The sequence below is a fragment of the Streptomyces albospinus genome (assembly GCF_014648695.1).
Classification (GTDB): domain Bacteria; phylum Actinomycetota; class Actinomycetes; order Streptomycetales; family Streptomycetaceae; genus Streptomyces; species Streptomyces albospinus.
On record NZ_BMRP01000034.1, the window covers coordinates 27,991 to 41,170 of the forward strand.

Genomic DNA, 13,180 nt, shown 5'->3' on the forward strand with positions numbered 1-13,180 from the left:
CGACATATAGAAGGAATATAACTCAAAAAGGAGAAGTGATTGCTGATAATAATAATTATTAATAATAAAGGTTCGAATCCTTAATATTCTAAATGAAACTAATAAAAACACATCCACTTTTTAGCTTATTAAATAGCTATCTTATAGATTCACCACAACCGGTAAACATTTCTTATTTATGGAACTTTGGTTCATTATTAGGAGTATGTTTAGTTATTCAAATTATTACAGGAATTACATTAGGTTATATATTATATATATGGATATATTTTTCTTTTTAAATTAACATACAAACGTTAGAATTTTTTCCTTTTTTTCTATCCACCATTCATTTAAAACTTAATAACTTAAAGTTTAAGTTAAAAGAATATATAAGTTCATTTGATTTTATTAAAGGAATTAAATTTGGATTATCTCTTCCAAGTCTACCTGCAAAGCTAGAAGCGTATCATTCTAGCCCTTTAGGTAGAATAATGAGGGTACTAGGTGCTATCTGTGCTCTTATTCTTATTTATGATCAACAAAAGTCTTTTTATTATCCAGAATCCTTAGTCTTTTCTGTTGTATACAAATTAATAATAGTATTAGGTCTTACGCAGTTAGCCTATATGTTTCTTATTTTTTCTTTACGGTTATTATATACTCTATACTATCTATTTACAGGACCGCCTATCGGCGACAAATGGATACATAGAAATTCTCCGTAAAAATATATTATGTCGGAAGGGTCAGGAGTAATTTTTTGTGTGCTGCTAAAAGGATTTTGCTTTCTTACTGGAACTTATTTTACTATGGCAGCAGCTGCTAATTCTTTAGATAATATATTAGAGGAACCGTATTTTAGAGAATTAGCAATTATTAGAGAACCTGCTTTACAAGTTTTATTAATATTCTATTAAAAAAACCTAAATAATACGAAACAACATAACAATTGGTCCAAAGTTTCACGAAAGAACAGAACAAAAATCAACGTGCCGTTAAAAATTATTGCTAAATTAAAGGAATACGAGGAATTGTCCAAGTTTAAATCATTATTAGTTAAAACTTCTGAGTTTCAAGCAGTTTTTGATGAAATAAAAAGAGAATGCGGTGAAGATATTATTTCGGATATGAAACGGGAGATTGATAAAATAAAAAAAGCCTAAAGATATAGGCTTTTTTCCGCTAATTAATAATCTATAACTACCCCTTTAAGTGCAAGTGCAAGTGCAAGTGCAAGTGCAAGTGCAAGTGCAAGTGCAGTGCAGTGCAGTGCAGTGCAGTGCAGTTTTAAAGCGTCAAGTAAACAGCTTAAAATTAATTCTTAAAAAGGAGCAAAAAGGAAGGGTAGCCTCTTACTGCTGTCCTTATTCTTGGCTTGATGTACCATTAAGACGGACATAGGATAAGAACTAGTGGCCGGCGGCGGTAGTCCTCCTGTCTTTTTACTGCTGTCCTTATTCTTATTCTAAAGCCTAAGGTTAACATTACAACGAAAATAAGAACTAGTGGCGTACAGTAGCCCTTGCAAGCTGCCCTATTAAAAGAAGAATTTGCTCCTTTTTAAGAAATGGTTATTATAAAAAAAACCAGCTTTATTATTAAAATCATCAGTTCTAACTTTAAATGAATCTATTTATTTTTGCTGCTAAATTATAACTTTAATTCTGTTAAATTAGCCCATTAAGGATAAGCTTAGTTTAAACCAAAATGTAACTGTTTCTGATTCGAATATTTTAAGCAAATTAAATGAACAAGAACAGTTAATTAAACTAAAATCTAGTATAACTTAAGGGTCCCGTCTTCCTTAAATTAAGCAAGATTTTTATAATAAAAAAAAAGCAGCAAAAAGAATTAAACCTGGATATTTTAAATGAAATTTAAAAACCGATTTGTTCTCATTCCTGCTGTTAGTGTATTTGAAAATACATTAATGGATATTGCTTTAAGCGAAAATTCAAATAAAAAGAAAAGCTAACGCAATAAATTTAAATCCATCAATTAATAGTTTTATCAAAAACATAGTATATCTAAATAATTTATTTATTTTGAATAAAAAGAGCAGCTGGTTTTCATATTAGACTATAAATAAAAGGGTCCTTGAAAAAAGCTGTTTGTTTGGAGGGTGGTACTGTCCCGTCAATCTTCTTTAGTTTTAGAATAATAAACAGCCTTTAATATATTTTATATATAAGGGATAGTAGTTAATAGTTAAATATTATTTCTACTAAAAATAATTCTACTAGGGTAGAATGCAGTTGCTATATTATAGTAAAAAAAAAAAGACAAAAAAAAAAATAAAAGTAAACGGGATATCTTTCTTAATTGGTAAGAAATTTTATTTATAGTTTAGCAGGACTCCGTCCCGTGAAAATCTAAATGGCAAATATAAATAAAATAATAATTATTAATATATATTAATAATAAGTTAATATTATATATATAATATATATATATATATATATATATATAATATTTTCTAAAAAAGGTTCGAATCCTTAATATTCTAAATGAAATTAATAAAAACACATCCACTTCTTAGCTTATTAAATAGCTATCTTATAGATTCACCACAACCGGTAAACATTTCTTATTTATGGAACTTTGGTTCATTATTAGGAGTATGTTTAGTTATTCAAATTATTACAGGAATTACATTAGCTATGCATTATACACCATCAATTGATGCAGCTTTTATTAGTGTAGAACATATTATGAGAGATGTAAATTATGGTTGGTTAATTAGATATTTACATGCTAATACTGCTAGTTTTTTCTTTTTATTCGTTTATGCACATATGGCTAGAGGACTATATTATGGATCATACAGATCACCAAGAGTATTAGTTTGGAGTATAGGAGTAGTAATTTTCTTAGTTATGATTATTACAGCTTTCCTGGGTTTGTTACATAGCCCAAAATGGATTATATTAAAAAATAAAATTTTAAATAAAACAAGATTATATTAAAAAATAAAATAGTTAAAAATTTTCTAATTGAAAAAAAGTTAAATCCAGTATTTGTATATGATGATTTATCTAATACACAAATCGCTGCGCTGCAAAAATAAAGTATTAAATGAAACACGAGAACTTGCTGCTATTTATTTCATTCTTAACAAGATTACTTTAGATTATTACATAGGTTCGGCCTCAACAGGTAGATTTCATAGTAGATTCGTAAATCATTTATTTTACATGACTGGAAGTAAAATAGTAAAGAATGCAGTTAAAAAATATGCAGTAGGGTCAAAATTTCGAGGTCCCCCTTCATTTGCTTTTATAATTTTACTCCGCAATTATTTGAAGAAAAAGTTACAAGAGAAAATAATAAGAAATTAATGGACTTAGAAGATTTTTATTTAAAATCTCTTTTACCTAATTATAATATTTTAACTGAAGCAGGATCAAGTTTTGGTTACAAACATTCAGAAGTAACAAGATTAAAAATGGAAACTAATTATAGTGAAGAAAGACGATTAATTATTGCAAATCTTAATACTGCTAAAACTTTTAATAGTGAAACTATTGAAGCGATGAAAAAATCAGCTTTAAATAGATAAGTTTAAAGTCGAAAATTATCACTTGAGTCTATTTAAAATCTGCTATTATTATTTATAACGTTAACGGAACAGTTTACGGGGAATTTAAAAGTATAATAGATGCAGCAGCATTTATCGGTACATCTACTAAAACTATTCAAAGAGCTTTAAATAATAAAAATTCAACACCATTTTATAAAAGACGGTTTTTAGCTGAATACGTTTTAACATAAATAATAACCTAATTTATAATTAATAAATTATTAATTATAAATTATATTATATTTAATTTTATTTAATTTAATTTAATTTTATTTTATTTTTGCTGCTTTTTTTTTTTTATAAAAAAAATTTATTAGTGAATATAATTTATAGTCCCATGAGTAAAAATTTTTATGCAATTTGTAGAAAGAAATAAAAATTAAAGTGGAATAACTCGACGGAGTTATTGAACTCTTTTTAATCTTATATTAAGAATAGTTTGGCAATGTTAGTGAAAACGATCAAAGAATTTATTAATCGTTTTATTTTGCAGAAAAATTATGAAATAAGCGTGCTAAAAAATTAGAGATCGTCGGTTATCTATATAATCGCGACAGACTGGGTCACTAATGGGTATCTGAAATGATGCTTAATGTACAGTCGGAATTACTTAGATCAAATTTGTCCTTATGTCCGGATCTAAGTTATAATAAACGAAAAAATAAGTTATTATAGTTTGTTAGATTAATCTCTAATAAATAATATGTATGTATTACCTTATGGACAAATGTCATTATGGGGTAAACTTATCGCCCCAAATGGTGAATTTTTATTAAATTTTATATCAATCGATCAAACACAAAATATATCAAATATAGAGAATTTAACGGTTTTAAGTGGAATTGTTAGTTTTAAACAAACTCGTATAAGGGCTATTAAACGTATAGGACCTCATAATATTAATTTATTATCAATTTTAATTGGTTCGTTACTTGGAGATGCTTCGGCAGAAAAACATGGAAATGGGACTCGTATAGCATTTTACCAAGAAGATAGTCATTCTGCTTATTTATTGTGGTTTCATCATTATTTAGCAGAATTAGGTTATTGTAATGGCACTATCCCTAAATTAGTCAAAAGACTAGGTTTAAAAGGAAAAAGTCGAACAATAATTAGATTTAAAACCTTTACTTATTCAAGTTTTAATTGGATTCATGAAGGATTTTATATTAATAACATAAAACGAGTACCTGATTTTATTGAAATCTATCTAAATCCCATGGCTTTGGCTGTATGGATTATGGATGATGGAGCTAAAGTTTCAGCAGGCTTAAAACTGTGTACCAATTCATTTAGTTATTCAGATGTAGAAAAGTTAGCATCAATATTAAGAAATAAATATGAACTTAAAACTTCTATTATAAAAACAGGTAGATTAGATCAGTATAATATTTATATTGGTAAAAGTTCGATGCAGCTTTTATTTGATATCATCAAACCTTATTTACATAAATCCATGTACTATAAATTTGGCCAGATTGTAACTTTTGGCTTGACTTTTGCGTCAAGCAAAAGGAAAGCTAAAAAATTAATAAAACACTATAGTTAATAAATCTAGTTTATTGCCAATTTACACAAAAAACAATAAATGATAAGATTATTAGCGATATCGATGAAAACGGTTAAAGAGTATTATTTATTATTACTTAAGACCGTCGGTGATGTGTATCATCGCTACAGACTGGTCCATCGATAGGTGGCTTAAATGCTGCTTAATGTACAGTCGGGATCTCTGTTAATAGACAAGATATTATCTCTAGATCTATTAATCACAAGGTTATCTTTAGCCTAAAAGCAATTTATAGATTCTATAAATAAAGATAATACAGGTATTCTTATTAAGAATAAGAGATTTGGCAACAGTTATTACTAATTTAATGTCAGCAATTCCATGGATTGGACAAGATATTGTAGAGTCAAAAAACATTATAGAATTAATAAATTGCACTATTTGTGGATCTGTTATAACAAACAGATTGTCTACAATAGGCATTATTAGTAATAAAGCATTAACAAGAGGAAACAAACGTCGTTTAGAATCACAAAAACAAGAATATTTATCGATACCATCATCATTCCTAGCTTTTTTAGCTGGTTTAATAGATGGAGATGGCTATATTCAAATAACTAAAACAACAAAAGGATTTATTGCAATTAAATTAGTCTTATCGTTACATTTAAGTGATATTTCAACATTAAAATATATCGAATCTGTATTAAAGTTAGGTAAAGTGATTGAATATAAAGATCTTAAAAGTCCAAGTTGTAAACTAATAATAAATCGAACTGATTTACAAGAAGTTCTTTTCCCATTATTTTTACATCATAAAATCTTTTTTTTGACCGAAACTCGTAAAACACAATTTAATTTAGCTATTGATATTTTAAAAAATGATATAAAATTATATGATGAAATAGAAGCTTTAAATGATAGACAAAAAAAAGAAAATAATTCAATTCAAATGCTAACTAGTCCTTCAGATTATCTAAACTTACCTTTTTGGGCAAATTGGATCATAGGTTTTACTTTAGCTGAAGGTTCTTTTTTTATAAAATCAAATAATGATGGTTGTTTTAGTTTTAAACAAAGAATACAGCTAAACCTGTTCGAAGCTTTCAAATTAGTTTTTGACAGCAACAGGAAAATAAGTCTGGAAAAAGATATGTATCATGGGTTTTGTGTTTCAAGTAAATCTGATATACAAAAAGTTATTAATTTTTTTTCATTTTCAGGTCATCATCCATTAATTGGTTTAAAAGGAATTAGTTATTTCAAATGGTTAAATGATTTACAAAAAACACTTCGTTACAAAAACTTAAAGTTTCCTTCAAATTAAACTTATTAATAATAATTATTATTAATTTTCTAAGATAGGCTCCTTAAAACAGTGATGTTTTAATGAAAAATGGGGAGAATTGCAAGAACGTCTTTATTAAAGATAATTTGCAGCGGAGCTTGATTCGGTATTTTATGAATCAAGAACGTTCAACGACTAATGGGTGAGTTATACCAACAATAAGCCTGACACGAGAACCCCACAACTTATCATGTTTAACTCTAATATATTATATTATAATATTACAAAAGAGAAACATTGTTAAGTTGAAGACATAGTCTAAGCTTTTTAATCTTTTAACACCTGCCAAGAGATTAATATTAATAATCAAAAAGATCATTAATATCTGTGAAGAAAAGAAAATAGAGATTAAATGCCCTATTATAAATAAAACTGTTATTTGGGGAGGTTTATACAATGATGAACCACATTATGGTGACATAATGTTAAAAATTCTGCTTAATGCTGGAAACTCTTCCGAAATTGCATACGATTTGATATTAATAACATTATTAATAACTTACGTAAAAATTGCAGTAACATGGAGACAATCAGCAGGGGTGAGAAGTATTTCTACTTCAGAAGCCTCTCAGAGACTAGACGCAGAAAATCTTATTTACGCTTATTTAGTAGGTTTTATAGAAGGAGATGGTTATTTTACTGTTACAAAAAATGGTTTATATGTCAAATATGAACTAGGAATTGAATTATCAATTAAAGATGTAGAATTATTATATAAAATAAAAAAATTATTAGGAGTAGGAGTTATTAGTTTCAGAAAAAGAGATAATGGAAGTGAAATGGTTTTATTTAGAATTAAAAATAAAGATCATTTAAAAAAATACATTCTACCTATTTTTGATTTATATCCTATGTTATCAAATAAACAATATGATTATTTATTTTTTAGAAAATCCTTGCTTTCGAATATCATTTATTCAAATGATTTACCTGAATATAATAGAATTATTGAGCCTAGTTTAAATAATGTTGATTCTATCTTAAATGCTCATTATTTTGAAGCATGGTTAGTTGGATTTATAGAAGGAGAAGGCTGTTTTAGTATTTACAATACAGCAAAAAATAAAAGTCTAGAGTCTTCTATTTATTTAACAGCTAGTTTTGAGATAAGTCAAACAAATGGAAATGTTATTATTTCTGCTATTGTAAAATATTTATCATTTAAAACAGCGATATATATTGATAAAACAAATTCTAGTAAACTCAAAGTTACAGGAATAAGATCAATAGAAAATATAATAAAATTTTTAGATAAAGCTCCAGTTAAATTAATGGGTAATAAAAAATTACAATATTTATTATGGATAAAAGCTTTACGTCAAATAAAAAGATATAGCGATAAAATAAACATACCGTCAAATTACTAAAAAAGCAGTAGGGTCAAAAATAAGTGTTATAAGATTAAGATATAGTCCGATCAATAAAGAGATTTATTGCGTATAGTGAGAAGTTTTAACTTTACTTTACAGGTTATCAAGCGAAGCCTGCAAACCGAATGAAGTTAAATACTGGTGACTATCAACAAAAATGTTCCGTATCAAATGCTACATTAAATAGATTTTTCAGTTTACATTATCTATTACCATTTGTATTAGCAGCATTAATTATTATGCATATGATTGCTTTACATGAAAGTGGTTCAAATAATCCAGTAGGAGTAACAGGAAATTTAGATAGATTAGCAATGCATCCATACTTTATCTTTAAAGATTTAGTTACAATCGTAGCATTCTTTTTAGTTTTATCTTTATTTGTATTTTACGCTCCGAATGTGTTAGGACATAGTGATAATTATATTCCAGCTAATCCTATGCAAACACCAGCTTCTATTGTACCTGAATGGTATTTACTTCCTTTCTATGCTATTTTACGATCAATTCCTAACAAATTATTAGGAGTTTTAGCTATGATTGCTGCAATTTTAGTTTTATTCTTAATGCCTATTGTAGATTTAAGTAGATTAAGAGGAAATGCATTTAAACCATTTAGTAAAATTGCTTTTGCTGTTTTTGCAGTAAACTTCCTTTTATTAATGTGGTTAGGTAGCCAACATGTAGAGTCACCTTATGTAGAAATAGGACAAATATGTACAGCTTATTATTTTGCTCATTTCTTAATTATTATTCCTGCCGTTTCTGTATTTGAAAATACATTAATGGATATTGCTTTAAGCGAAAATTCAAATAAACAAGCTTCTGCTACAGTAAATTTAAATCCTGTCATTAATACCCCTGCTATTAATAATAAGTTTAGATTTCTAAAAGACGTTAGATCATATTCCAATTCAAAAAAAACAAAGGTTAAGTCTTTAACTTATTACAAATTAATTATTAAAGAATTTGTAATAAGTTAATTTAAAGAAATAAAATTTATAGTTCTAAACCCTGTAATTAGTTTTAAAAAATCTTTTAATATCTTAATTTGTAATATAAAATATATTTTTGCAGCAAATTTAAGAGTTATTCAGTTAGCCTTATTATAGTGAGTTTAGGACCCCGATTAGCTACCTATTCCGGGAAGGCGAAGCCTCTCAGATTATTTAGCCAATTCGCTAGAATATCCTTTATTTATCTTCTTTTTTTGCTGCATTTTTTTGCTCTTATTACGTATTTCCTTTTTGGTTTAACATTATATCAATCAACACTACTAATCTTGTTTGCATTTAAAAAAGGTACAATAATTCAAAAAGGTCTAGCAATAATATTTTTTATTAATTCATTCAGTTATGTTTTCGCTATAATTAATATATTTGTCGATTTTAATTATTATTTTAGTAAATATATTATAACACCGGTTTACTGTGCAAATGATAATGTTCCCTCTAGTCCAGGTTTAGACCCATTTAATGATCACTCAGGTAGAGGAGGATTCCAACCGCCGGTAGATATAAACAAAGAAATCAAATCTGGCTACGATTCGGCTATAAAAACTTTGGAAGAAAAAACATCGGTGACTGAACGATATTCAATGGCAATTGGTACAAATACTTGCGCTAAGTTAGCTTACCAAAGTAATAGTAAACTAGCAGCATTAGGATTCGGTCTTGGAACTGCTGTTAGTGCAGTTTCAGCTACAACTGAAATTTTAGATAGCTTTAAAACTAATTACGATGAAGACATGAAAAAATCACAATAAAAAAAAATATTAATGGTAATAGGTTCAATTTGTCATCTAATTAAATATATATAATCTTTAGGCATTTTTTTTTTTATGCCTCTATACAAATAAACAAGCTTCTACTACAGTAAATTTAAATCCTGCCATTAAACCCCTGTTCTAAGCTATATATATAATATAGAGCAGGGGTGGCTGTAAGCCTACTACGCTTCGAGTAGGCTACAGCCACTCCAAATAATATTATACCTATTATATATTTGTTTAATTGAGAGGGAAGTTAGGCTTAAGGCCCCCCCCCTTTTTTTCAGAGTCCGCTTTTTGCTCCTTGTTTTTTTTTTTTTTTGCTTCTTTTTTACTAAACCATTACATGTTTAATCTAGGATTTATATTGCTAATATATAAAAGGAAAGTCCGGGACTTATTAACCATAATATCTTTCATATCTTGTAAGAACAAGGGAACTTAAAAGAAAATAATCTATTATTATATTTATAGCTTTTATAAAGGCAGACATAGTAATGCCTTTAACAGATTATATGAATAGAATAAATGGCGAACTTAAAATCCTATGGTTAGTCAAAAAAAAAAAAGGGCGGGTCGGCTACGGCGGTAAAAGGAATTTCTATTTACAGAAAGAGATTTGTTCTACTATAATAAGTGTAATTAGCAAATAAAACATAATCCGGCTTATTTAAATCTAGATATCAATTATTAAAGGGAAACCTTGCAAGCTCTCCTCTTTTAATTAATTTGGTGAGGGAACTTTTGCAATAAAGAGGCCTCTAAATTTTCTTTACAGATTACCCTCAAATAGTGCTGTTCTTTTTGTTTCTTCATCTCTTTATTCCATATAAGAAAGATAAAAAAATTTTATAAAAAAAAGGTAACAAACAGAGAAAAAAAAAAAAAAAAAAAAAAAAAAAAAAAAATTATGTCCAGATGGTTATTTTCAACTAATGCTAAAGATATAGGTATGTTATACCTTATGTTTGGTTTATTTTCAGGAATGATTGGAACTGCATTTTCAGTTTTAATTAGACTTGAACTAGCGTCTCCTGGAGCTCAATACTTACAAGGAGACAATCAATTATATAATGTAATTGTAACAGCGCACGCATTCCTTATGATCTTTTTCATGGTTATTGCAAAATCAGATTTTAATTCTAATTTCATTTTATTTAAAAAAAATATAGTTAGCATTGCGGCAAATTCTAAGAGCTCAACCTCTTCAACTAATTTTGATTCTAATAGGTTTGAACCTAATATTAGAGCTCTTCCTAAATTTATTGAGATTTTCATTGAAGACCCAATAAATAATAGAACAAAAATTAAAGAAGCAGCTAAAAAAAAAAAAGGTGTATATATTTGGGAATCCGTTTCAACTAATGATATTTATGTAGGTCATTCCATTAATTTATATAATAGAGTTTCATCTTACTTTATGCCTTCTATTTTAAAAACGGCAAATAGAAAAGTTTTAAAATTTTTAAATTATCATGGTTTTAGTGAAATTAATCTCCGTCTTTTAATCTTAAAAGATTCATCAACTGTTGATGAAGTAATTTTATTAGAACAATATTTTATAGATAATCTTAATTCAACATTAAACGTTGATAGAATAGCCCAAGGGACAGGCTATCATTATCCCATGTCAATTGAAATGAGAAACAAATTAAGAGAAATACGAGTAGCCGGAGGCAACTACGCTCCGCTAGGAACTCCTATATTTTTTTATGATAAAGATAATTTAGATTTATTATATATTTTTGCAAGTAAAACTGAAATGTATAATCTAATAAAAATACATCATAAAACATTAGATGATTGTTTATCATTAGGAAAATTATATTTAAATTCTTTCTTTATATCATTAGATATAATAGAAGAAAAAATAAATCTAGATGATAACAAATCACAGCTGCGCCTCTGTATTAAAGAAGAGGCGCAGCTTGTAAATTTAGTGCAGATAAAAAGAAATAATTATGTTTCTATACAACCTAAAGCTCAACGAATCAAAGCAATAAATATCCTGGATGATAAATTAACTAAAGAGTTTAATTCATTAAATGATCTAGCCAAACATTTAAAAGGTGATAGACAAACAATTCGTAATTATATAAATTTAAATAAAGAAAATATTAGTAATAATAAATTATATCGTAAAAGATGGAAATTTATATTAATCTAATTTTAATATGGCATAGCCGGGTAATATAGTAATATATTACTTCTTTTTCACTATTTGCTGGAAACTCCTTAGAGATTTTAACACTAGGTCCTTTAGCAAAATATAATATATTTAGTTTAGGAAAACAGTAACAGTTTATAAATATTGGACAATCAGCAGGAAACTTTGTTTAAATATCAAAGGATCCTCAGAGACTATACGTGAAATATCCTAGGCTTCGCTTCTTAATTAGAAGTTAAGCTTTAAAGGATAAAGATAGAGTCCAGGTTTGTTTTAATCAACAAACGTAAATCGTATGCCTGCAATGGTTGGTGGATTTGGGAACTGGCTTGTACCTTTAATGATAGGGGCAGTCGATATGGCATTTCCCAGATTAAATAATATTAGTTTCTGGTTATTACCACCGTCATTAATATTATTACTATCATCATCCTTATTAGAAGGTGGTGCTGGTACAGGTTGGACTGTTTATGCATTAATCATCGTAAGTATAACTTCATTATTTACTGTATTAGGAATAATAAATCTATTAACAACTATAGTATATTTACCAATACATAAAAAGAGAGAAAAAATAATTTTATTAATAATTATTAATATGTTCATCTATACATACTTTAGCGCTTTAAACTTAAACATAGACAACAGTTTATTTACTAACGAATCAGTTTTACTTCTGGGTAATTACCTGATCGTTGTTTTATGTTTTAGTGGTATTGTTTTTGTAACAACACTGTCTATGCTAATTATTTGTTTATACGGTTCGAGAATACTATTTTTGCAGCATATTTTTATCCTAATTAGTCTTGTTGTTTTAATTTACTTTCGCAGTAATTTAATACTATTAGACGATGAAGAAACTATCAAAGTAACAACAGAACTAAAAGTTGCAACTGTAAAAAATCTCGTATCTAGCACTGTGCATATTGGCGGAACAAGTCTAGTCACAATTGGTTGTGTTAAAGCTATTAGTAATATATCGATAGAAATGATGAAACTGGGAGCAGCAGTCAAACTTCCTGGCTATATTGGAATCGGTATGACTAGTTTTATAGCTGCTGGCTCTTCTTATCTAGCATATAAAAAGGCGGTTAACGCCTCTCAGCTAAAAGCACAATTGACATCTTCAGCTATAAAAAAAAATAATTTAGTAGACGGTGGAGGGTTTTCTTTAGAAATTGCGGAACTAGATTCTCTGGATCTTCTTGTTTTTAGTATGAGATGTAATACAAACGTTACAATTTATTGTGCTATTTGTCTAATACTAGTATATTGTGTGAATAATAACAAATTATCATTAGATTCTATTAGCAATAAATTTATTAGATTTATTGCTATTAGAATATATAATAGATTTAATAAACATGCATTAGTTATTTACCTATTTATTATTGTAAATCAACTAATGCTTGTGTTTTCATTAATAGCAGTACTACCTGTTATACTAAAATAGTT

General features: G+C 27.4%; 12 protein-coding genes. All 12 read left to right on the forward strand.

The features are described from left to right. The first annotated feature begins 92 nt into the window (after window positions 1-92). The 12 genes from IEZ17_RS45840 (at window position 93) to IEZ17_RS45895 (ending at window position 13,178) form a co-directional block, all read left to right on the forward strand. Window positions 93-281: a hypothetical protein gene (locus IEZ17_RS45840; RefSeq protein ID WP_189306104.1), complete on the forward strand. Its 189-nt coding sequence runs from the start codon at window positions 93-95 to the stop codon at window positions 279-281. Window positions 282-971: 690 nt separating this feature from the next. Continuing rightward, window positions 972-1,145: a hypothetical protein gene (locus tag IEZ17_RS45845; RefSeq protein ID WP_189306106.1), complete on the forward strand. Its 174-nt coding sequence runs from the start codon at window positions 972-974 to the stop codon at window positions 1,143-1,145. A 1,344-nt stretch (window positions 1,146-2,489) separates the two neighbouring features. Then, entirely contained in the window at window positions 2,490-2,948 is a 459-nt protein-coding gene (locus tag IEZ17_RS45850) for a cytochrome b N-terminal domain-containing protein (protein WP_189306108.1), read from the forward strand. Window positions 2,949-3,319: 371 nt separating this feature from the next. Then, on the forward strand, window positions 3,320-3,541 hold the full coding sequence (locus IEZ17_RS45855) for a hypothetical protein (RefSeq protein WP_189306110.1): 222 nt from the start codon (window positions 3,320-3,322) through the stop codon (window positions 3,539-3,541). 50 nt (window positions 3,542-3,591) lie between these two features. Next, entirely contained in the window at window positions 3,592-3,753 is a 162-nt protein-coding gene (locus tag IEZ17_RS45860; RefSeq protein WP_506005269.1) for an NUMOD1 domain-containing DNA-binding protein, read from the forward strand. 512 nt (window positions 3,754-4,265) lie between these two features. Further along, a complete protein-coding gene (locus IEZ17_RS45865) occupies window positions 4,266-5,111 on the forward strand; it encodes an LAGLIDADG endonuclease (protein WP_189306112.1) in 846 nt (281 codons plus the stop codon). A 304-nt stretch (window positions 5,112-5,415) separates the two neighbouring features. Beyond that, window positions 5,416-6,399: an LAGLIDADG family homing endonuclease gene (locus tag IEZ17_RS45870; RefSeq protein WP_189306113.1), complete on the forward strand. Its 984-nt coding sequence runs from the start codon at window positions 5,416-5,418 to the stop codon at window positions 6,397-6,399. Between the two features lie 443 nt (window positions 6,400-6,842). Then, complete coding sequence (locus IEZ17_RS45875) at window positions 6,843-7,787, forward strand: LAGLIDADG family homing endonuclease (RefSeq protein ID WP_189306115.1); 945 nt, start codon at window positions 6,843-6,845, stop codon at window positions 7,785-7,787. Window positions 7,788-7,915: 128 nt separating this feature from the next. Next, on the forward strand, window positions 7,916-8,773 hold the full coding sequence (locus tag IEZ17_RS45880; protein WP_189306117.1) for a cytochrome b N-terminal domain-containing protein: 858 nt from the start codon (window positions 7,916-7,918) through the stop codon (window positions 8,771-8,773). A gap of 299 nt (window positions 8,774-9,072) precedes the next feature. Then, the gene (locus IEZ17_RS45885) at window positions 9,073-9,555 is read left to right on the forward strand and encodes a hypothetical protein (RefSeq protein WP_189306118.1); all 483 of its coding nucleotides are present in this window, start codon (window positions 9,073-9,075) and stop codon (window positions 9,553-9,555) included. Window positions 9,556-10,468: 913 nt separating this feature from the next. Further along, on the forward strand, window positions 10,469-11,725 hold the full coding sequence (locus IEZ17_RS45890; RefSeq protein ID WP_189306120.1) for an NUMOD1 domain-containing DNA-binding protein: 1,257 nt from the start codon (window positions 10,469-10,471) through the stop codon (window positions 11,723-11,725). Between the two features lie 295 nt (window positions 11,726-12,020). Beyond that, the gene (locus IEZ17_RS45895) at window positions 12,021-13,178 is read left to right on the forward strand and encodes a cbb3-type cytochrome c oxidase subunit I (protein ID WP_189306122.1); all 1,158 of its coding nucleotides are present in this window, start codon (window positions 12,021-12,023) and stop codon (window positions 13,176-13,178) included. Window positions 13,179-13,180: the final 2 nt, after the last annotated feature.

Coding starts and splice junctions, on each gene's coding strand:
- IEZ17_RS45880 (WP_189306117.1), top strand. CDS start 7,916: ATGAAGTTAAATACTGGTGACTATCAACAAAAATGTTCCGTATCAAAT.
- IEZ17_RS45895 (WP_189306122.1), top strand. CDS start 12,021: ATGCCTGCAATGGTTGGTGGATTTGGGAACTGGCTTGTACCTTTAATG.
- IEZ17_RS45875 (WP_189306115.1), top strand. CDS start 6,843: ATGTTAAAAATTCTGCTTAATGCTGGAAACTCTTCCGAAATTGCATAC.
- IEZ17_RS45850 (WP_189306108.1), top strand. CDS start 2,490: ATGAAATTAATAAAAACACATCCACTTCTTAGCTTATTAAATAGCTAT.
- IEZ17_RS45890 (WP_189306120.1), top strand. CDS start 10,469: ATGTCCAGATGGTTATTTTCAACTAATGCTAAAGATATAGGTATGTTA.
- IEZ17_RS45865 (WP_189306112.1), top strand. CDS start 4,266: ATGTATGTATTACCTTATGGACAAATGTCATTATGGGGTAAACTTATC.
- IEZ17_RS45855 (WP_189306110.1), top strand. CDS start 3,320: ATGGACTTAGAAGATTTTTATTTAAAATCTCTTTTACCTAATTATAAT.
- IEZ17_RS45840 (WP_189306104.1), top strand. CDS start 93: ATGAAACTAATAAAAACACATCCACTTTTTAGCTTATTAAATAGCTAT.